The sequence below is a fragment of the Enterobacter sp. UPMP701 genome, from assembly GCF_053709515.1.
This window is the reverse complement of sequence record NZ_JBSKJN010000001.1, coordinates 427069-447551: the sequence shown is the minus strand read 5'-3', so window position 1 is coordinate 447551 and position 20483 is coordinate 427069. Positions and strand designations below refer to the sequence as shown.

The 20483-nt window shown below is 54.5% G+C and carries 22 protein-coding genes; 10 read left to right on the top strand and 12 right to left on the bottom strand.

Features of this window, described 5'->3' with window-relative positions:
* Positions 1 to 257 precede the first annotated feature (257 nt).
* From pfkB to ACWKXT_RS02155, 3 genes are all read left to right on the top strand, one after another.
* The gene (pfkB, locus tag ACWKXT_RS02165) at positions 258 to 1190 is read left to right on the top strand and encodes a 6-phosphofructokinase II (protein WP_454531545.1); all 933 of its coding nucleotides are present in this window, start codon (positions 258 to 260) and stop codon (positions 1188 to 1190) included.
* 104 nt (positions 1191 to 1294) lie between these two features.
* Positions 1295 to 1585: a type V toxin-antitoxin system endoribonuclease antitoxin GhoS gene (gene ghoS, locus ACWKXT_RS02160; RefSeq protein ID WP_119914786.1), complete on the top strand. Its 291-nt coding sequence runs from the start codon at positions 1295 to 1297 to the stop codon at positions 1583 to 1585.
* A gap of 105 nt (positions 1586 to 1690) precedes the next feature.
* Positions 1691 to 2551 (top strand): fructosamine kinase family protein, encoded by an 861-nt coding sequence (locus tag ACWKXT_RS02155; protein ID WP_454527090.1) that lies wholly within the window; start codon positions 1691 to 1693, stop codon positions 2549 to 2551.
* A 36-nt stretch (positions 2552 to 2587) separates the two neighbouring features.
* On the opposite strand, the gene ACWKXT_RS02150 is transcribed toward ACWKXT_RS02155, so the two are convergent.
* Positions 2588 to 3124 carry a YniB family protein gene (locus tag ACWKXT_RS02150; protein ID WP_454527091.1) on the bottom strand — a complete coding sequence of 179 codons (537 nt, stop codon included), beginning with the start codon at positions 3122 to 3124 and terminating at the stop codon, positions 2588 to 2590.
* A 148-nt stretch (positions 3125 to 3272) separates the two neighbouring features.
* Here ACWKXT_RS02150 and hxpB point away from each other — a divergent pair, with 148 nt between their 5' ends.
* The 4 genes from hxpB (at position 3273) to tcyP (ending at position 7038) form a co-directional block, all read left to right on the top strand.
* Positions 3273 to 3944, top strand: coding sequence for a hexitol phosphatase HxpB (gene hxpB / locus ACWKXT_RS02145; protein ID WP_454531544.1), 672 nt, complete (start codon positions 3273 to 3275; stop codon positions 3942 to 3944).
* A gap of 128 nt (positions 3945 to 4072) precedes the next feature.
* A complete protein-coding gene (gene kduD / locus ACWKXT_RS02140) occupies positions 4073 to 4834 on the top strand; it encodes a 2-dehydro-3-deoxy-D-gluconate 5-dehydrogenase KduD (protein WP_454531543.1) in 762 nt (253 codons plus the stop codon).
* Between the two features lie 94 nt (positions 4835 to 4928).
* Complete coding sequence (locus ACWKXT_RS02135; protein ID WP_080327397.1) at positions 4929 to 5519, top strand: metal-dependent hydrolase; 591 nt, start codon at positions 4929 to 4931, stop codon at positions 5517 to 5519.
* 127 nt (positions 5520 to 5646) lie between these two features.
* Complete coding sequence (gene tcyP, locus ACWKXT_RS02130; RefSeq protein ID WP_080327398.1) at positions 5647 to 7038, top strand: cystine/sulfocysteine:cation symporter; 1392 nt, start codon at positions 5647 to 5649, stop codon at positions 7036 to 7038.
* A 49-nt stretch (positions 7039 to 7087) separates the two neighbouring features.
* Here tcyP and cedA read toward each other — a convergent pair whose 3' ends face one another.
* Positions 7088 to 7444: a cell division activator CedA gene (gene cedA / locus ACWKXT_RS02125; RefSeq protein WP_454527095.1), complete on the bottom strand. Its 357-nt coding sequence runs from the start codon at positions 7442 to 7444 to the stop codon at positions 7088 to 7090.
* An 86-nt stretch (positions 7445 to 7530) separates the two neighbouring features.
* Between cedA and katE the strand changes: the two genes are divergently transcribed.
* Positions 7531 to 9780: a catalase HPII gene (gene katE / locus ACWKXT_RS02120; protein ID WP_454527096.1), complete on the top strand. Its 2250-nt coding sequence runs from the start codon at positions 7531 to 7533 to the stop codon at positions 9778 to 9780.
* A 128-nt stretch (positions 9781 to 9908) separates the two neighbouring features.
* Here katE and chbG read toward each other — a convergent pair whose 3' ends face one another.
* The 7 genes from chbG to osmE form a co-directional block, all read right to left on the bottom strand.
* Positions 9909 to 10658, bottom strand: coding sequence for a chitin disaccharide deacetylase (chbG, locus tag ACWKXT_RS02115; protein WP_454531542.1), 750 nt, complete (start codon positions 10656 to 10658; stop codon positions 9909 to 9911).
* A gap of 11 nt (positions 10659 to 10669) precedes the next feature.
* Positions 10670 to 12025 (bottom strand): 6-phospho-beta-glucosidase, encoded by a 1356-nt coding sequence (locus tag ACWKXT_RS02110; protein WP_454527098.1) that lies wholly within the window; start codon positions 12023 to 12025, stop codon positions 10670 to 10672.
* 110 nt (positions 12026 to 12135) lie between these two features.
* Positions 12136 to 12978 (bottom strand): transcriptional regulator ChbR, encoded by an 843-nt coding sequence (gene chbR, locus ACWKXT_RS02105; protein ID WP_119914790.1) that lies wholly within the window; start codon positions 12976 to 12978, stop codon positions 12136 to 12138.
* A 5-nt stretch (positions 12979 to 12983) separates the two neighbouring features.
* On the bottom strand, positions 12984 to 13331 hold the full coding sequence (gene chbA, locus ACWKXT_RS02100; protein ID WP_028012800.1) for a PTS N,N'-diacetylchitobiose transporter subunit IIA: 348 nt from the start codon (positions 13329 to 13331) through the stop codon (positions 12984 to 12986).
* Positions 13332 to 13378: 47 nt separating this feature from the next.
* Positions 13379 to 14737 carry a PTS N,N'-diacetylchitobiose transporter subunit IIC gene (gene chbC, locus ACWKXT_RS02095; RefSeq protein ID WP_454531541.1) on the bottom strand — a complete coding sequence of 453 codons (1359 nt, stop codon included), beginning with the start codon at positions 14735 to 14737 and terminating at the stop codon, positions 13379 to 13381.
* A gap of 81 nt (positions 14738 to 14818) precedes the next feature.
* Positions 14819 to 15136 (bottom strand): PTS N,N'-diacetylchitobiose transporter subunit IIB, encoded by a 318-nt coding sequence (gene chbB, locus ACWKXT_RS02090; protein WP_454527361.1) that lies wholly within the window; start codon positions 15134 to 15136, stop codon positions 14819 to 14821.
* Positions 15137 to 15417: 281 nt separating this feature from the next.
* Positions 15418 to 15762 carry an osmotically-inducible lipoprotein OsmE gene (osmE, locus tag ACWKXT_RS02085; protein WP_010430142.1) on the bottom strand — a complete coding sequence of 115 codons (345 nt, stop codon included), beginning with the start codon at positions 15760 to 15762 and terminating at the stop codon, positions 15418 to 15420.
* Positions 15763 to 15994: 232 nt separating this feature from the next.
* Here osmE and nadE point away from each other — a divergent pair, with 232 nt between their 5' ends.
* Both nadE and cho read left to right on the top strand, forming a co-directional pair.
* Positions 15995 to 16819, top strand: coding sequence for an ammonia-dependent NAD(+) synthetase (gene nadE, locus ACWKXT_RS02080; protein WP_454531540.1), 825 nt, complete (start codon positions 15995 to 15997; stop codon positions 16817 to 16819).
* Positions 16820 to 16967: 148 nt separating this feature from the next.
* Positions 16968 to 17846, top strand: coding sequence for an excinuclease Cho (gene cho / locus ACWKXT_RS02075; protein WP_454531539.1), 879 nt, complete (start codon positions 16968 to 16970; stop codon positions 17844 to 17846).
* On the opposite strand, the gene ves is transcribed toward cho, so the two are convergent.
* The 3 genes from ves to astE form a co-directional block, all read right to left on the bottom strand.
* Positions 17824 to 18381: an environmental stress-induced protein Ves gene (ves, locus tag ACWKXT_RS02070; protein ID WP_454527101.1), complete on the bottom strand. Its 558-nt coding sequence runs from the start codon at positions 18379 to 18381 to the stop codon at positions 17824 to 17826. The genes cho and ves overlap by 23 nt on opposite strands.
* Before the next feature lie 297 nt (positions 18382 to 18678).
* Entirely contained in the window at positions 18679 to 19173 is a 495-nt protein-coding gene (gene spy, locus ACWKXT_RS02065) for an ATP-independent periplasmic protein-refolding chaperone Spy (RefSeq protein ID WP_454527102.1), read from the bottom strand.
* A 337-nt stretch (positions 19174 to 19510) separates the two neighbouring features.
* A complete protein-coding gene (gene astE / locus ACWKXT_RS02060) occupies positions 19511 to 20476 on the bottom strand; it encodes a succinylglutamate desuccinylase (protein ID WP_454527103.1) in 966 nt (321 codons plus the stop codon).
* Positions 20477 to 20483: the final 7 nt, after the last annotated feature.

Genomic DNA, 20483 nt, shown 5'->3' with positions numbered 1-20483 from the left:
CGGTCTCGGAAACTTTCTTGAGGATCAATGACAAGGCGTCCAGAGAAAGGTAACAAATTATAAAAAGCCGCAAATAACATAGCAATGTTTTCTTATTTCATTTTTTGAATAAGAACGATCTCAAAATGCGTTTTAGTTTATATATCTCGCCCAGGGTTTTTCGTCAGTATTCATATTTAAAATCATACTGTTATTTACATTGCCTTCCTGACAAATGGTGCCAGACTAAAAGGAACCCACGCTAAAAGGAGGTAAAGATGGTTTCTATCTACACCCTGACGCTCTCCCCTTCCCTGGATTCCGCGACCCTGACGCCCCAGATTTACCCGGAAGGTAAACTGCGCTGCAGCGCGCCCGTCTTCGAGCCCGGCGGCGGTGGAATCAACGTGGCGCGCGCCATTACGCATCTCGGCGGCAAAGCGACGGCCATTTTTCCTGCGGGTGGCGCCACGGGTGAACACCTGGTCTCTCTGCTGGCAGATGAACAGGTTGCCGTGGAGACGGTCGATGCCAAAGACTGGACGCGTCAAAACCTGCATGTCCACGTGGAGTCGAGCGGCGAGCAGTATCGTTTTGTTATGCCCGGCGCAAAACTGAGCGATGATGAGTTTCGCCAGCTTGAAGAAAAAGTGCTGACGATTGAGAGCGGCGCGCTGCTGGTGATAAGCGGCAGCCTGCCGCCAGGCGTAAGCATAGAAAAGCTCACGGCGCTTATTCAGGCGGCTCAGCAGCGCGGCATTCGCTGCATCGTCGACAGCAGCGGCGACGCGCTGCAGGCTGCCTTAGTGCCGGGCAATCTCGAGCTGGTCAAACCGAACCAGAAAGAGTTAAGCGCGCTGGTCAACCGCGAACTGACGCAGCCCGATGATGTTCGCACTGCCGCGCAGGAGCTGGTGCGCAGCGGTAAAGCGCGACGCGTCGTGGTTTCCCTTGGCCCGCAGGGGGCGCTGGCGGTCGATGAAACGTCATCCGTTCAGGTCGTCCCGCCGCCGATGAAGAGCCAGAGCACGGTTGGTGCGGGTGATAGCATGGTGGGCGCAATGACGCTTAAACTGGCGGAGGGCGCATCGCTGCTGGACATGACGCGCTACGGCGTTGCGGCGGGTAGCGCCGCGACCATTAACCAGGGAACGCGTCTCTGCTCGCTGGCCGATACGCAAAAAATCGTCGATTACCTGTCCCGCAATTAACACATTCTCCCCTCCCGACCGGGAGGGGAAAGCCGCATCGTAGTCGCCAAATATGGCCTATCGACTATGCTAAGAAAACTTCCATGATAACAATGAGGTGAATTATGAGCAGTGGTGACATCACTCGCTACGTCGTGACCATCAATCTTCATGAAGCATCGCTGACCGAGCTTAATGAGCTCAACAACGCCTTCACGCGGGCTAATTTCCTGCTCACGCTGACGGATGACGAAGGCCATATTCATGATTTAGGCACCCTGACATTCGGGCTGATCGGCGCCCTGAGTGAGGAAGAGGTTCAGGCGCTGGCCGCCAGTCTGGTGGAAAGTGTGACCGACAAGCCAGCCGATATTACCGTAGAGACCTGGGAAAGCTGGCAGAAAAAAGAACAATAAGTGCCCTGTATGAAATTAAACCGCTCAGGTGTGCGTTAGTTCGTATTTTTCTACCGTAATTATGCGCTAACTTTATGATCTGGCAGACAACATGGGAGAGACAACATGTGGCAGGCTATCAGTCATCTTTTAAGTGAGCAACTGGGTGAAGGTGAAATTGAACTGCGTAACGAACTGCCGGGCGGTGAGATCCACGCCGCGTGGCATTTACGCTACGCAGGACGCGATCTTTTCGTTAAATGCGATGAGCGGGAGCTGCTCCCGATTTTTACCGCTGAAGCTGATCAGCTTGAACTGCTGTCGCGCAGTAAAACGGTGACGGTACCTGAGGTACTTGCCGTAGGCAGCGACCGGGACTACAGTTTTCTGGTCATGGAGTATCTTCCTGCCCGCCCGCTGGATGCCCATAATGCCTTCATTCTCGGCCAGCAGCTGGCGCACCTGCACCAATGGAGTGACCAGCCCCAGTTTGGTCTCGACTTTGACAACGACCTTTCCACCACGCCGCAGCCCAATGCCTGGCAGCGCCGATGGTCAACGTTTTTTGCCGAGCAGCGCATTGGCTGGCAGCTTGAATTAGCCGCTGAAAAAGGGCTGGAGTTTGGCAATATTGACGCCATCGTCGAGCATGTTCAGCAGCGTCTGGCCTCCCACCAGCCTCCGGCTTCTCTGCTGCACGGCGATTTATGGTCCGATAACTGCGCGCTGGGCCCTGGTGGCCCCTATATTTACGACCCGGCCTGTTACTGGGGCGATCGTGAGTGCGATCTCGCCATGCTGCCGCTCCATCCCGAACAGCCGCCGCAAATATACGATGGCTATCAGTCTGTCTCCCCCCTGCCGCCTGATTTTCTCGAACGCCAGCCGGTATATCAGCTCTATACGCTAATGAACCGAGCCATTCTGTTTGGTGGGCAGCATCTGGTCAACGCCCAGCGTGCGCTTGAACGCGTGCTTGCCGCGTAAGGACAGAGCGGGTGGCCGTACTGCCACCCCTGTCTGCTACAGAAAACCGAGCAGTGAAAAGAAGAAGTATCCGGCCACAATGATGATAACGGGAAGGATATAGAGCGGGAAAATCTGCAGGAAAATGGTGTGACGCGGTACCACAATGCGGGATTCAATTTGCTCGCGGCTCATCCCTTCCGGGCCTTTCGCCTTCTCAAGAATCAGCTGATCTTCCACTCCTTCGCGTAAAAAACGGGCCTGGCGACTCATTCGTGCGCCCGAAGCCTGCAGCGCCATCGCCACAAAAATCAGCGCATAGATAATCCAGAACCCAACGTTCATCTGATGGTGAAAGTCAGGCGTTGGCGAATTGAACCAGAAAACATTCAGGAACGGCGTGTTGAACCGCATCATCTCAATCATGACATGCGCAAAATCAAGCATTACCGCATTAATGCCCGGCTGTTTTTCACTGTGATCGTACATAAACTTGAGTACGGAGATCAGCGTTGAAATGACGGCGGGAATAAAAATCACCCAGCCAGCAACACGTTTTAAGACAGCAATGCGTCCAGCTTGTTGATACGTCATCAGTTCCTCTTCATAAAGACGCGTTATTTGAGCCTAAGTCTACCTGCTGGTCATCAATTTCGCCCGCTCTTTAAAAGCAATATGCTAAATTGCAGACTGTGCTTAGCACTTATCGTCTGTCGAACACCCTGGATAAGGAGACGTTGTGATGTCGACACCGCGCCAGATACTTGCCGCTATTTTTGACATGGATGGATTACTGATTGATTCCGAGCCGTTGTGGGATCGCGCCGAGCTGGACGTGATGGCCAGCCTGGGCGTTGATATCAGCCGCCGTAATGAACTTCCTGACACGCTGGGCCTGCGCATTGATATGGTCGTTGACCTCTGGTACGCCCAACAGCCGTGGGTGGGACCCGATCGCGACGAAGTCACCGCGCGCATTATCAGCCGCGCCATCGCGCTGGTGGAGGAGAACAAGCCGCTCCTGCCAGGCGTACGTGAAGCTGTCGCGCTGTGCAAATCGCAGGGGCTGAAGGTCGGCCTGGCCTCGGCTTCACCGCTGCATATGCTGGAAAAGGTGCTGATCATGTTTGAGCTGCGCGACAGTTTTGACGCCCTGGCTTCCGCGGAAAAACTGCCCTACAGCAAGCCGCACCCGCAGGTCTATATGGACTGCGCCGCGAAGCTGGGACTTGATCCCCTAACCTGCGTCGCGCTTGAAGATTCCGTCAACGGGATGGTGGCCTCCAAAGCCGCGCGTATGCGCTCCATTGTGGTTCCCGATAAAGTAAACCGCCACGATCCCCGGTATGCTCTTGCCGACGTCAAGCTAAATTCACTGGCTGAGCTGACGGCACAACACCTGCGCGGCGAATAACGCCCCGCTTTCAGGCAGCGTTATGCTGCCTGATAAAAACAAAACATCGTTTCATTTCGTTTGCTTTTCTCATTCCCGCCTCCTATCTTTAACGTCAGAACGACAATAAACAGGCTTCTGAGGCGCGTATGATACTGGATACCTTTACTCTTTCAGGCAAAGTGGCCCTCATCACCGGGTGCGATACCGGTCTGGGACAAGGCATGGCCATTGCGCTGGCGCAGGCGGGATGCGATATCGTGGGCGTAAACCGCAAAGATCCGGAGAAAACGGCGAGCTGCGTCACCTCGCTCGGAAGACGATTTGTGGCTATTCGTGCCGATCTCAGTCAGCAGGATAACCTTCAGCACGTCGTGGATACCGCCGTGGCGGCGATGGGGCGAGTCGATATTCTGGTGAACAATGCCGGGACGATCCGCCGGGAGGATGCGCTGGCGTTCAGTGAAAAAGACTGGGATGACGTCATGAACCTGAATCTCAAGTCGCTCTTTTTCCTTTCGCAGGCGGTAGCCAAACAATTTATCGCCCAGGGCCAGGGCGGCAAAATTATCAATATTGCCTCTATGCTCTCCTTCCAGGGCGGTATTCGCGTTCCGTCGTATACTGCCTCGAAAAGCGGCGTGCTCGGCATCACGCGTCTGCTGGCGAATGAGTGGGCGACACATGGCATCAACGTGAATGCCATCGCGCCAGGCTACATGGCGACGAACAACACGCAGCAGCTGCGCGCGGACGAACAGCGTAATGCGGAGATCCTTGAGCGCATCCCGGCGGGGCGCTGGGGAGTACCGGATGACCTTCAGGGACCGGTCGTCTTTTTAGCCTCCGCCGCATCAGATTACGTAAATGGTCACACCTTAGCCGTCGACGGCGGCTGGCTGGCGCGCTGACGCGCGTTTGTGACAAACAGTTACACCGTCACCTCTTTCGCGCACTGTATAAAAACCCTATACTGTATAAATTGACAGTTTCGTGGGTTTTATCATGACGGCGGAAGGCCACCTGCTTTTTTCCATTGCGTGCGCAGTATTTGCCAAAAACGCAGAACTCACTCCCGTGCTTGCACAGGGAGACTGGTGGCATATTGTCCCTTCCGCCGTATTAACCTGCCTGCTACCCGATATTGACCACCCGAAATCGTTCCTCGGACAGCGTCTGAAGTGGGTATCGAAACCCATTGCCCGCGCGTTCGGTCACAGGGGGTTTACCCACAGCCTGCTGGCCGTGTTCGCCCTGCTGACGCTTTTCTATTTAAAAGTACCCGAAAGCTGGATTGTGCCCGGGGATGCCATTCAGGGCATGGTGCTGGGTTACTTAAGCCATATCCTCGCCGATATGCTGACGCCCGCAGGCGTGCCGCTACTCTGGCCCTGCCGGTGGCGTTTCCGTTTTCCCATTCTTGCGCCGCAGAAAGGTAACCAGCTGGAGCGCGTATTGTGCATGGCGCTGTTCGCCTACGCCGTCTGGATGCCGCAAACATTGCCCGAAAACAGTGCAGTGCGCTGGTCTTCCCAGATGATTAATTCGCTGCAATTTCAGTTCAATCGTTTTATTCATCACCAGATTGAACAGTAAACCGACAAAATCATTCCGTTTGTCATAAACCATTCCATTTGGATATAAGCGCGACATCACACTTCTGCTAACCTTCCGCCAACAGGATCGGGAAAAACCGATCCCATAATAAATCAGGAGAACGGGGATGAATTTTCCACTCATCGCGAACATTGTCGTGTTCGTTGTATTGCTATTGCTTCTCGCGCAGGCGCGCCACAAACAGTGGAGCCTGGCGAAAAAAGTGCTGGTTGGTCTGGCCATGGGTGTCGTATTTGGTCTGGCATTGCAGGCGATTTATGGCTCCGATAATCCAGTTCTGAAAGATTCTATCCAGTGGTTCAACATTGTCGGTAACGGCTATGTCCAGCTGCTGCAGATGATCGTTATGCCGCTGGTGTTCGCCTCTATTCTGAGCGCCGTAGCCCGTCTGCACAATGCGACCCAGCTGGGTAAAATCAGCTTCCTGACCATTGGTACCCTGCTGTTTACCACGCTGATTGCGGCGCTGGTAGGCGTGCTGGTCACCAACCTGTTTGGCCTGACGGCCGAAGGTCTGGTTCAGGGCACGGCTGAAACGGCACGTCTGACCGCAATTCAAACCAACTATGTCGGTAAAGTGGCTGACCTGACGGTTCCGCAGATGGTGCTCTCCTTCATTCCGAAGAACCCGTTTGCTGACCTGACCGGTGCCAGCCCAACCTCCATCATCAGCGTGGTCATTTTCGCCGCGTTCCTGGGCGTGGCGGCGCTGAAGCTGCTGAAAGACGATGCGCCAAAAGGCGAGCGCGTGCTGACGGCAATTGATACCCTGCAAAGCTGGGTGATGAAACTGGTCCGTCTGGTCATGCAGTTGACGCCATACGGCGTTCTGGCGCTGATGACCAAAGTGGTTGCCGGTTCTAACCTGCAGGACATCATCAAGCTGGGCAGCTTTGTCGTGGCCTCTTATCTGGGCCTGGGCATTATGTTCGTGGTGCACGGCATCCTGCTGGGCGTGAACGGCGTCAGCCCGCTGAAATACTTCCGTAAGGTATGGCCGGTACTGACCTTTGCCTTCACCAGCCGTTCCAGTGCCGCGTCTATTCCGCTGAACGTTGAAGCGCAGACCCGTCGTCTGGGCGTACCGGAGTCTATCGCCAGCTTCTCTGCGTCCTTTGGTGCCACCATTGGTCAGAACGGCTGTGCGGGTCTCTACCCGGCGATGCTGGCGGTCATGGTCGCCCCTACCGTTGGGATCAATCCGCTGGATCCGGTATGGATCGCGACGCTGGTCGGCATTGTTACCATCAGCTCCGCTGGCGTTGCCGGTGTCGGCGGTGGCGCAACGTTCGCCGCGCTGATTGTGCTGCCTGCGCTGGGTCTGCCGGTCACGCTGGTCGCGCTGCTGATCTCCGTTGAACCGCTGATCGACATGGGCCGTACCGCGCTGAACGTGAGCGGCTCCATGACTGCCGGTACGCTGACCAGCCAGTGGCTGAAGCAGACCGATAAAGCGATTCTGGAAAGTGAAGACGACGCCGAGCTGGCGCACCGTTAATCACTGCAGAAATTAAAAAAACCGCCTGATGGCGGTTTTTTTTTGGCTGTTATTCTTCAACCTCTTCATCCTGGCGGATCTGCGTCGCCCAGCGCTGCGCTGACTCCGGCACGGTAAACGTGGGCGAGCGGCGGAAATGTTCGCCGATCAGCACAAAGGCCACGTATTTGCCCCGTAACTGCCAGACATCGCGAAAACCATCCACTTTCAGGGCATGGTCAGGCGGCGCGGGCTCAACGCGGGGCACATAGCTAATAACCTGGCGGTTTTGTTGACGAAGAGGTTTCATAAGCGACTGGTTCACTAAAGCAAATTCTTGAAGCAGGAAAATTCTATGATAGCCGATCCTGCTACCTTCCGTCGCGCCCCGAGTGGGCGAGAAGGCTCCTTTCGTCAATGTCGGCATGTGAAAACTCTTAGTTAGCGAGCCATTTCACGACATTGTTCTATCCTTAATAGGGTTTTTAGCAATGGATAAAGGAGAAGCGTGCAATGTCGAATAAAGATAAATCACATCAATCACCGATTCATGGCACTGAAGAATCTCAACCGGGTATGGACTCTCTCGCCCCTTCAGATGGCTCTCATCGCCCCTCCCCCGGCCCCTCTGCCCCTGGCGAACAGCCGACCGCGCCGGGAAGCATGAAATCGCCGGACACCGGAAACGAGAAGCTGAAATCGCTTGAGCCGCACCGCAAAGGCGGCGAAGGTTTTGCGCTCACCACCAACCAGGGCGTGCGCATAGCCGATGACCAGAACTCCCTGCGCGCCGGGTCGCGTGGGCCAACGCTGCTGGAAGATTTTATCCTGCGGGAAAAAATCACCCATTTCGACCATGAGCGAATTCCGGAGCGCATCGTTCACGCGCGCGGTTCTGCGGCGCACGGCTACTTCCAGCCATACAAAAGCCTGAAAGCGATCACCAAAGCGGACTTCCTCTCTGATCCGGACAAAATCACGCCGGTATTTGTGCGCTTCTCCACCGTACAGGGTGGCGCAGGGTCCGCCGACACGGTGCGTGACATCCGCGGCTTTGCCACCAAGTTTTATACCGAAGAGGGTATTTTCGATCTGGTTGGCAATAACACCCCGGTGTTTTTCATTCAGGATGCGCATAAATTTCCTGACTTTGTCCATGCGGTAAAACCGGAGCCCCACTGGGCGATACCGCAGGGACAAAGTGCGCACGACACTTTCTGGGACTATGTCTCCCTGCAGCCTGAAACCCTGCACAACGTGATGTGGGCGATGTCTGACCGTGGGATCCCGCGCAGCTATCGCACCATGGAGGGATTTGGTATTCATACTTTCCGCATGATCAACGCAGAAGGTAAAGCCACGTTTGTGCGCTTCCACTGGAAGCCGGTGGCGGGTAAAGCCTCGCTGGTGTGGGATGAGGCGCAGAAGCTCACCGGGCGCGATCCGGACTTCCATCGCCGCGAGCTGTGGGAATCCATTGAAGCCGGTGACTTCCCGGAATATGAACTGGGCTTGCAGCTGATCCCGGAAGAGGACGAGTTTAAGTTCGATTTCGACCTGCTTGACCCGACCAAACTCATTCCCGAGGAGCTGGTACCGGTTCAGCTGGTGGGCAAAATGGTGCTCAACCGCAACCCGGATAATTTCTTTGCCGAAAACGAGCAGGCCGCGTTCCACCCGGGTCACATCGTCCCCGGACTGGATTTCACCAACGATCCGCTCTTACAGGGGCGCCTCTTCTCGTATACCGATACGCAGATTAGCCGTCTTGGCGGGCCAAACTTCCATGAAATCCCGATTAACCGTCCAACGTGCCCGTACCATAACTTCCAGCGCGACGGGATGCACCGTCAGGATATTGATACCAATCCGGCGAACTATGAGCCGAACTCCATCAACGACAACTGGCCGAGAGAAACCCCGCCGGGCCCGAAACGCGGTGGATTCGAATCGTACCAGGAACGTATCGACGGCAACAAAATTCGCGAGCGCAGCCCCTCGTTCGGTGAGTATTACGCCCACCCTCGCCTGTTCTGGAACAGCCAGACGCCGATTGAGCAACAGCACATCATCGGCGGCTTTAGCTTCGAGCTGAGTAAAGTGGTGCGCTCCTACATCCGCGAGCGGGTGGTCGATCAGCTGGCGCATATTGATATTCAGCTCGCCCAGAGCGTGGCGGATAACCTCGGTATTACCCTGACCGACGAGCAGCGCAATCTTGCGCCGCCGAAAGAGGTCAACGGCGTGAAGAAAGATCCGTCGCTGAGCCTGTATGCGGTGCCGGGTGGCTCGATTAAGGGCCGCGTGGTCGCCATCCTGCTGAACGACAAAACCCGTGCCAGCGACGTGCTGGGGATTATGCAGGCGCTTAAAACCCAGGGCGTACACGCCAAACTGCTCTATTCCCGCATGGGTGAAGTGACCGCCGATGACGGCTCCGTGCTGCCTGTGGCGGCGACCTTTGCCGGTGCGCCGTCGCTGACCGTCGATGCGGTGATTGTGCCGTGCGGCGATATTGCCAGCCTGCTGAACAACGGTGACGCCGTGTATTATCTGCTGGAAGCCTATAAGCACCTGAAACCGATCGCGTTGTCCGGCGACGCGCGACAGTTTAAGGCACAGCTGAAGGTTGCCGAGCAGGGTGAGGACGGCATTGTCGAGGGCGATAACGTTGACGATGCGTTTATGACGAAGCTGTTTGATTTGCTCGCTGCGCACCGCGTCTGGTCGCGCAGCAGTAAGATTGATCAGATACCGGCGTAAAAATACCCTCACCCCGGCCCTCTCCCTGAAAGGGAGAGGGAGAAATGCAGACCGGTGCTCACATTACAGACTGCACCGCCCAGTCCCCTCGCCCCTTTGTGGGGAGGGTTAGGCTGAGGGGGAATGTCTTACAGATCCCTGAACGTGCCCAGACGATACCCACGCTCGGCAATCGCATACTTCAGCGACGCTGACGTCAGCACGTCCAGCTCCGCCAGGCGCGGCCAGCAGTAGGCGCTTTTCCGTACCGTATTATCAACAAACGCCGGATGCGCCATCACTTCTACCGACTTTTCCCCCCGCGCGGCGGACTCATCCAGCACCTTCAGGAACAGCGCTTTGTCGATCTGGTCGCCGTAAAATGCACTGCTGAACCCCTCGGTTGTCGTCACGGCGCACTCCGGTACTCCGCGCACGTCGCGATCCACGCGCATCGCCACGCCTTTACGCTGTGCAAATCCGGCAACAATCGGGAAAATCGCCGGGATCATATGCACATGGTGATGGCTGTCGATGTGTGTCGGCGCTTTGCCAAACACATCAACAAAGCGGTTGTACTGGCAGTCCAGCTCACGGGCAATCTCTTCGAGCGGCAGAGCACCCTGCTCCGCCAGTTCCCAAATCCATTTGCCCAGCAGACCGTCACGCGTCAGACCCGGCATTGGCGAAAGCGGCATTCCGAGGGTCAGCACAAAATGCATGCCGACGCCCAGCTCTGGCACCTCGCGGCTCAACTGCGCCGCGTGTTCAACCGCTTCACCATTCACCAGTGCCGTTGTTGAGGTCACAACCCCCCGGCGACAGGCTTCAATAATGCCGTAGTTCTGGCCTTTCGAGAGACCAAAATCATCAGCATTAACGATCAGCAGGTTTTCCATTGTGCGTCCTCTCAGTGTTGTTTGAACTTCAGCTTCTCGATCGTGGCGGCAAAGTTCGGCAACCATTTTTCATGCGCCAGGATCATCTCGCTGGCCAGCTGCTCCGCATCGCGGTCGGAATGCACCAGCGGGCTGAGATTCAGCGCCAGGAGCACGTCATTGAGTTCACCGCTCAGCGCCGCGTTGCTCGCCGCTACTTCAAAGCCTTTGATGGTGTGGATCAGGCCCATGACCTTGTCATCAAAGTGGGTGATGCGTGGATGCGGTTTGGCCCCATCGCGTCCCAGGATGCAGGTCATCTCGACGGCCCAGTCCGCCGGGATATTGTCGATATGGCCGTGATGCGGCACGTTCACATAGTGCTCCGCCTGCTTGTCGTTGTAGATGGCGTTAATCACTTCACACGCGGCATCGGAGTAGTAAGCCCCGCCGCGCTGCTCCAGCTCTTTCGGTTTGACGTTCAGGTTCGGATCTTTATACAAATCGAACAGCTGCTTCTCGACTTTCTGAACGATCTGCGCGCGCGCACCGCCCTTATAGTACTCGCCCATTTCGATGGCCAGCATCTCTTTCTGCTTGAAGTAGTAAAGCAGGTACGAGCACGGCAGCAGATTCAGCGAGCGGATCAGCCCTTCGCTGAACGGCAGGTCAAAGATGTTTTTCACGGAAGCCGCGGTCAGGCGGCCGGAAGCCACGCCGTCGAGCAGTTCGGCAAAACGCGATTTTCCGTTCACGATAACGTCTTTAATGAACACCATATGGTTCAGGCCGAACAGATCGATAGAGAGTTCGTCTTGATCGGTCAGCGCCAGCACGTCGCGGATAAACATCTTCATACCGATCGGAATATTACAGACGCCGATAAAGCGTTTGAAATTGGTATGACGATAAACCGCCTCGGTTACCATTCCGGCTGGGTTAGTGAAGTTAATCACCCACGCGTTCGGGCAGATCTCCTGCACATCTTTGACGATGTCGAAAATCACCGGAATGGTGCGCAGGCCTTTAAACAGACCGCCCGCGCCGTTGGTCTCCTGCCCCAGGTAACCGTGGCTCAGCGGGATACGCTCATCCAGCTCACGCGCTTTCAGCTGGCCGACGCGCAGCTGAGTGGTGACGAAATCCGCATCCTTCAGCGCCAGTCGACGGTCGAGGGTTTTATGCACGGTCAGAGGCACGCCCGCTTTTTCCACCATGCGCGTGCACAGGTCGAAAATAATATTCAGCTTCTCCTGACCTTCCTCAACGTCCACCAGCCATAATTCGCTGACCGGTAATTCATGATAACGTTTCAGAAAACCTTCGAGTAATTCCGGGGTATAGCTGCTGCCGCCACCAATGGTTACAACTTTTAATTTCTTTTGCATAATATCTCCCTTAGCGTATCAGGTTAATCGCCTGCAAGGTATAGCGTACTCTTCCCGCTATTTGGGCAAGCCATTAAAGCAATATTTTTGGCGGATAAGCCCGCCGAAATTCAGTTAATTACCGTTAGATTTTTCCGGTAACTATTCGGTGTGAATGAAGTCAATTTCTTAAAGGTTTTAATAAACAGGCTGGGGCTGCTATATCCTGACTCATAAGCAATATCAGTGACAGAGTAGTTGGTAATTTCCAGCTGTTTTTTAGCAAAGTTAATGCGGATTTCATTAATAATTTGCACAGGCGTTTTACGATAATAACGCTGCGTCGCGCGGGTCAGATATTCCTGGGATTTGCCCGACAGTGACACCATATTTTCCAGCGCATTTTCACTGAACTGGCCTTTATCATGCATCAGCTCAACGGTACTGCGCAGCCACTGCGGAACATCATCCGTCACCTGCTGCTCTTCACGATGATGACGTAACCGGTTCATCACGTAGAAGGTCACCGTTTCAATAAATTCATCAAATTCATTGTCGCGGAAGTTAAGCGAGGCAATAACCGTTTCAATCCAGGTCATGAACTCGTTTTTGACACGGTATACCTGAGACGCCACAAAGCAGAACGGCACCAGCGGCAGGTAGTGCTTCTCAAAGAAGCGTCTGCTGACGCCCACGTTCAGAATGCGGGTGGCACCAAATTCGTAAAAACTCTGGTGATAGGATCCCATCGGCAGGAAAACAAAATCTCCACGTTCAAGCAGGACGCGCTTACCGTTGATCTCCTGGTAGTAGCGGCCGGTCAGAACAATCGTGAACTCATAGTAGTCATGCTGGTGCAGGCCACTGGCGCTCTCCGTTTTGTTGTAGATAACCACGTGAAAATTTTTGCCATTAAACAGCTGCTGTTCAAATGCGGTTTTAATTTCCATCGTGCTGACCTCCTGCTGCAAAATCCGACTCAGTGCATTTTCTCGTGAAGCTCGATTAACTCTGCTACCAGCTCGCGCGCCAGCATGGAGGTCATCAGGTGATCCTGGGCGTGTACCAGCACCAGACTGACCTTCATTTTCCCTTCGCCCTGGTCGCTTTCAATCAACTTTGTCTGTACCAGGTGCGCTTCGTTCAGCGCAGTGCGGGACTGCTCCATCATGGTTTTTGCGGCGGCGAAATCGCCCTGCTTGGCCTGCTTCAGTGCAGCATAGGCCAGGCTACGGGCCTGTCCGGAGTTGATGATAAGCCCCATCACCACTTCTTCGAGATCGTTCTCTGCGGCTTCGTCTGCGACGATACTATCCAAATCTAACATGTTTAAGCTCCTTGTAGCTGGCGCGGGCTTCCCCGCGCCGGTCAATCTTAGAATTTCAGTGAGAGGGCAATATCCTCTTCGCTCTCTTCTTCATCAATAATGGTGGCGGCTTTGTTCGCAATCGCCACGAATGGCATGTAAAGCAGGGTCGCAATCCCGAGGTTGAATATCGCCAGCAGGAAGGCCGCGACGCTACCGTTGGTGTTGAAGAACGCACCCAGACCTGCCGGCATGGTCCACGGTGCAATGTTGGTGACCGGTGGAATAATACCCAGGTAATAAGCCGTCAGGGTGATGGCTGCCAGCAGTGGCTGTACCAGGATGAACGGGATGAACATTACCGGGTTCATGATGATTGGCAGACCAAACAGAATCGGCTCGTTAATCTGGAAGATGCCTGATGGCAGGGCCAGTTTAGCCACCTGACGATAGTCAGCGCGACGAGAGACAATAAAGACCGCGATGATCAGACCCAGGGTCGCCCCGGTACCACCCAGGAAGATATAGGAGTCAAGCATCGGCTTCGCCCACACATGGAAGGTTTTACCTGCCGCCAGCGCCGCATCAACGGAGCCATACTGCTGGTAAAGCGCAACGTTTTCCAGTGCCCACGGGGTCATAATTCCGCTGTCCAGCGCGGCCAGTGCCAGTGAACCGTGCACACCGAAGAACCACAGCAGAGAGGTGAAAATCACATACGCCCAACCCACCACGCCACCCATCGACGCCAGCGGCGTAGAGATAGAGTCCATGATGATCTGGTGGAAGTTCGTACCCCAGTGAGAGAGCGCCCAGGCGATAATCCCCATAATGGAGAGAATAATGAAGCCTGGAATCAACGCGGAAAATGAACGAGAAACGGAAGCCGGTACGCTATCCGGCAGGCGGATAACCCAGTTACGACGAATAATAAAGGTGAACATTTCTGCCACCACCAGGCCGATAACAATACCGGAGATAATGTTGGCCCCGCCAAGCCAGTTCGCACCCACGGCGTAGGCTTCACCCACGCTGTAAGGCGTGACGGTCATAAACGCGGCAACGGATAATAATCCGGCGGCCAGCGGATCCACTTTACGCTCTTCTGCGAGCGCCATCCCGATAAAGAAAGGCGCCATCAGCGACATAATACCTAACGTACCGTTATATACGTTGCCGCCGATGGCTTTAAAACCGTTAAGGGTTTCAATCGTGGAAACGTCTAACCGAATTCCTAATGAATAAAAGAAGGAACCTTCACCAAAGCTCAGAAAAACGTTGTTAATTAAAACGAACATGGCCCCGGCCAGCGTCAACGGCATTAATTTAATAAAACCGTTTTTGATGGCATTAACGTGAGGCTGCTTTCCTATTTTAACAGCAAAAGGAAGGAGTACCTTTTCAAGTGAAGCGATGACTTTACTCATAGGAAAATACCCTTAAATGCCGTAACGCATGTCACGGCGTAATTGTGTGTGAAATAACTCTTTGACGGGAAAAAATAAAAATTAATTAGCAGCTTTTTTAATTGCTGCCACAGCAGCTTTAAGAACACCTAAACCATCAATCTTGCCGTACAGCACCGAGTCGATCACTTCGACCGGTTTATTCGGTAGCAGTCGTTGAATTTCGGGCAACATATAGGCAATTTGCGGCCCCAGTAAAACAACATCCGCTTTCTGGCCTTTTTCGCCCGCCAGCGTCTCTGGAAACGCTTCAATCACCACTGGAACTTCATACTTTTCAGCCTGTGCACGCATCTTTGACACCAGAAGCGAGGTTGACATGCCCGCTGAGCAGAACAGGTAGATATGTTTCTTTTCCATCATAATTTCCCTCTTGTATGACTACCTGCCGTCGCGCTATCACTCGACTCGCTGTCCCGGCAGACAGGTAGCTTGCGTACTGTTGTTTATCGTTGGATTGAGTATACGCAATGGTACAGACAGGGGATAATTCTGAATACACCAAAATTGTCTCTCATTGACCTGGCTTGTTGACTACCTTCACATTTCAGGCAAATAATTCGCGCAAAGAAATAAGATTTACGTATGTATAAAAAAACCGGCCCAGAGGCCGGCTTGTTAACGTCGTCAGGCAAGCAGGGTTACTGCGCCTTAGGCGCCTGCGGATCGGTGTCATATTCAGCACAGGTCTGATAGCCGGAGTTAATCACATGTCCGGTATCATCCAGGGCTACAAAGTAGGTTTCAGCCTTACCATCACGTTGACCCAGGATGTAAGTCTGACAGGTACCCTTCGCATGGATCATTGTCACTTCGGAAGAAGGTTTCCCGGCAATCGCCGCCACCTGCGAACGGGTCATGCCTTTTTTGACATCTTTAACCACGGGCTGGGTAAACTGATCCTTGGTGCGATCGTAAGCCGTACACCCTGCCAGCATCGTCAGTACCGCCGCTGCGCTAAGAATTCCTGCTACGTTCTTGTTCATATTCCGTCCTCTTGTTTATCAGCGTGTTATCTAAGCATGGGATAAAAAGTACTATTGTTCAACTTTGTGAATTACGCCAGACGAATTTCGGAAAAATCTAATAAAACAACGATAACCTGCTAAATCGCCGTAAATTAGCGCACTCGAAACTGTGATCCTTGTCGTTTTCCGCCCAAAGGGTTAGTTTTAACAGTTAACACAATCCGTTTATGGTCTGCAGATGGAGGGCATGATGGCTCTGCAACAAGAGATTATTCAGGCGCTGGGCGCGAAGCCTGCGATAGATGCACAGGAAGAGATCCGCCGCAGCGTGGATTTTTTAAAGTCGTACTTAAAAAAGAACGCTTTCCTGAAATCCCTGGTGCTGGGCATCAGCGGCGGGCAGGACTCTACCCTGACAGGTAAACTGTGCCAGATGGCGATTTCTGAGCTTCGCGAAGAGACGGGCGATGAGACACTGCAGTTTATCGCCGTGCGTCTTCCTTATGGCGTACAGGCGGACGAGCAGGATTGCCAGGATGCCATTACGTTCATCCAGCCAGACCGCGTGCTGACCGTGAATATTAAGGGATCGGTGCTGGCAAGCGAGCAGGCGCTACGTGAAGCGGGCATTGAGCTGAGCGATTTTGTTCGCGGCAACGAAAAAGCACGCGAGCGCATGAAAGCGCAGTACAGCATCGCCGGGATGACCAAAGGCGTCGTCGTCGGCACCGACCATGCGGCAGAAGCGATCACCGGTTTCTTCACCAAATATGGCGATGGCGGCACCGATATCAACCCGATTTTCCGTCTCAACAAGCGTCAGGGCAAGCAGCTGCTGGCCGCGCTGGGCTGCCCTGAGCATCTGTATAAGAAAGCGCCAACAGCGGATCTGGAAGACGATCGCCCTTCCCTGCCGGATGAAGCGGCCCTTGGCGTCACCTATGACAATATTGACGATTATCTGGAAGGCAAAACGCTGGATGAAAGTACCGCGAAAATTATCGAGGGCTGGTACCTGAAAACCGAGCACAAGCGCCACACGCCCATTACGGTGTTTGACGATTTCTGGAAATAAACGCTTCTCCACAAATTTATGCGAGCAGTGGACATTCCCCTCTCCCCTTTGGGGAGAGGGTTAGGGTGAGGGGCAGCCGCCACCCGGCTCTTTTTTAACCATCACACTCCTGCTACACTGTATACCTGAACAGTATATGGAGCAGTATGTGAGCAGGCGTCAATCCGCCCCGCGTCTTGAATTTGAAGCGGCGGCAATCTACGAATATCCCGAGCACCTTCGCCCCTGGCTCGAGGCGTTGCCTAAGCAGCCGGGCGTGTACATTTTTCACGGTGAAAGCGACACCCTGCCGCTCTATATCGGCAAAAGCGTCAATATTCGCAGCCGGGTGCTATCCCATCTGCGTACCCCGGACGAGGCTGCTATGCTTCGCCAGTCGCGACGCATTACCTGGTTCCGGACGGCGGGAGAAATGGGCGCACTGTTGCTGGAAGCCCGGCTGATAAAAGAGCAGCAGCCGCTGTTCAATAAGCGCCTTCGCCGCAACCGCCAGCTCTGCTCCCTGCAAATCAACGACGGCAGGCCGCAGGTCGTCTACGCCCGCGAGGTCGATTTCTCCCACGCCCCGAATCTCTTCGGACTGTTCGCGAATAAGCGTGCGGCTCTGCAGGCCTTGCAGACGCTCGCCGACGAGCAGCAGCTGTGCTACGGCCTTTTAGGTTTAGAGGGGACGACGCGGGGCCGCGCCTGTTTCCGCTCCGCGCTGAAACGCTGTGCTGGCGCCTGCTGCGGAAAAGAGAGCGTTGAGGCGCATCACGCCCGGCTCCTCTCGGGCCTGGCAGCAATTAGCGTCAACTGCTGGCCGTGGGACGGCGCCGTCGCGCTAAAAGAAGTGGGTGAAACGATGACGCAGTACCACATCATCAATAACTGGCTTTGGCTGGGGGCTGTCGATAATCTAAACGACGCGGCAACCCTGTTGCGTACCCCCGCCGGATTTGACCACGACGGCTACAAAATCCTTTGCAAACCCGTGTTAACCGGCAAGTTCGAGATCGTCGAACTCAGTGACCCGGCAGCCAGTTGATTTCACTGAACAGCAGGGAACCCTGAGATTCCAGCAGACGCAACGTATGGGTCCCCTCTTCCCAGCTGGCGCCCTGATCGGCCGTCAGTAATTTATCGCCCAGCTGCCATGCGCCGCTTAACACAAACACAACGCCCCCGCGCGAGCCAAAGGTGGTAAAGGTGCGGTCAGCAACCCGTACTTTCGCCTGACAGCAGTCGCGCCGGGTCATGATGTTGAAGTCCATTGCCATCTTTCCATCCGAAAGCAACGCCTTTACCGGCAGGTCGCCGGCAAAACTGTAGGGCTGATGGTGCTTCAGAGTATGAAAGAACGCCTGACCGGCATCGAGCGTCACCTCCCCTCCTTCCAGCAAGGTAATCACCCGATCGACGCCGGGAAACGAGGAGAATTCGCCGTTGCTGGCGATGGTCGCAATGCTGGCACGCCAGCAAAAGTCGCGTGTCGCGGGAGGGATACAGCAAATCTCACGCGTTTCGCCAGCACCATTGCGCCAGAGGCTGACCGGCATCTTACGGATATCAAAGAACTCCATCACCACTCCTGAATGGCACAACCTGTGCCAGGGCAAGGATATTACTATCCTTGCTGTCTTGTTTGTTATCGTCAGGGACTCACAGACACAGTATCGGCAGCAGAGCGGACAGGCCTTAGCGGAACGTTAATAAAAATTCTAACGTTATGACTCTACACACATTCTCTGAGGCGACTACAGGAGAATACCGCGCTGGCAGCGGCAGACAAGAGGGCAGGAAAGAAAAACCGCCAGTCCTGTCCACAGCGATTACGCTTTTGTGGACAGGATCCCGGCGGTCTTAAGATGTTGAACCGATTATTCGGTTGGTGCTGGCATTTTACCTTCCATCGCCGGACGTTCTGTCAGACGCTTCTCAAAATTGGCATTAAATTGTTTTTTCTGTTCCGGGGTCAGAATGTTGTAGATCTTGTTCTGGGTTTCCATGTGGGCCAGCATGCGGGCTTTGTGCTGCTCGGCCATTTTGTCGATCTGCGCTTCGGCTTTCGCCTTATCGAAGCTGTCGCTGGCAATGATGTCATGCATCGCGCGGCGCTCCTCCAGCGGAGGACGCTTCATCTGGTCACGCTGGCTTTTCATGATGTCACGAACCTGCTGTTTCTGCGCATCGGTCAGGTTCAGATCTTTCAACATCATCATCTCGTGGTGCATACCCGGCTTGCCTTTATGATGCATCATTATTTTGCCTTCAGCTGGCGCGGCGGTGGTGGTTGCGGTTTCTGCGGCGAACGCCATGCTGGTAGCGCCCAGAGCCAGGGTAGAAGCAACAAACAGTGCAGTAAACTTACGCATAATTTATTTCCTTTCTTTCAGTTATTCTTCGGCGCTATGCCGTGTTGACGAGATTAACTTTACGGGGTTTATCGTCAATTAGTCAGAGCAACGGTAAAACAATGAAAGTGTAAAAAACAATTTTTCGCCAAATGTGGAGGAAATAAGGATAAAGCGTGGAGAGTTGCAACAATAAATATTCAATGCGATGATTTTAAAGAGATTTAGCAGAAGTATAACGAAGTGACGATGAATAATAAAGCAATTCGCCAGGAATATTCCGTAAAAGTATTCACAACGCTTTAATCGCTAAGAAAAGATTTTAGCTTCCCCTCTCCGATGATGAGAGGGGAAGCGTTCAGACGATTTTTTCCAGCATCAGGCCGGCCCGCAGGCCAAACGCGACGGAGGGGTTGGGGAAAAGCACATATTCAGTGGTTTTCTGCACCTCATAGCGCTCATCACCATCTTCCGCCAGTAGCGTCCCTTTGCGGAACGGGGTGAAGTTCAGCGTGTGTGCGGCCATATGCAGCTGGAATGCCTCGCTGCGGCGGGTAATCTGCTGCACGACGCGATAACGCACGACGGCTTCCTGCGCGTGTTCTGGCTCAGTGCCGCCCAGCAGCGCCCGAAGCGCAAGATGTGTTGGTGCAAAGCGGGTCAGATCGTTCTGACCAAACGGGAGCGCTTTTCCCAGCTCCAGCGTGCAGGCCAGCGCGCCAAAACGTTCGCAAGTGAAGTGAGTAAAGGTCCCGCCCGGCGACTGGTGAAAGACCAGCGCCTCCAGCCCGGCATCCCCCAGCCAGCTCAGGAACGCTTCATCCCACGGCTGATTGCGCTGCGGCAGAACGCCGAAGCGGACATGGTAAGAGGCACGGATCGCCGTATGCAGATCGAGATGCCAGCGCGCAGGGCCCGACGCGGCAAAAAACGTCGTCACGACGTTTTCCAGCCACGCAGCCCGCGCCGTTTCGTCACTCTGCGGAAACTGCGACCAGCGGCCGCCGAACATGCGGTTAATGTCACTCACCAGATACCGTTTGTTTTGCGCCAGCGCAGGTGGATTGCCGAGCACCACCAGCACGCGGCACTTCAGGGCGATCTCATTGCGGTACAGCGCACGCAGCAGCAGATCAACAATCTCAACGGGTGCGGTTTCATTCCCGTGGATACCCGTTGAAAGCAGCAGCGAGAGATCGCTTTTTACGGTCGGCGTCAGCTCAAGCACCCCGCGCCCCAGCCATCGCCAGCGAAATGAGGGGCCATCCCCCTCTTTCTCTTCCGGCGTCTCATCGGCCAGGGTCAGCGCCAGTAAATTTTCCATATTCACT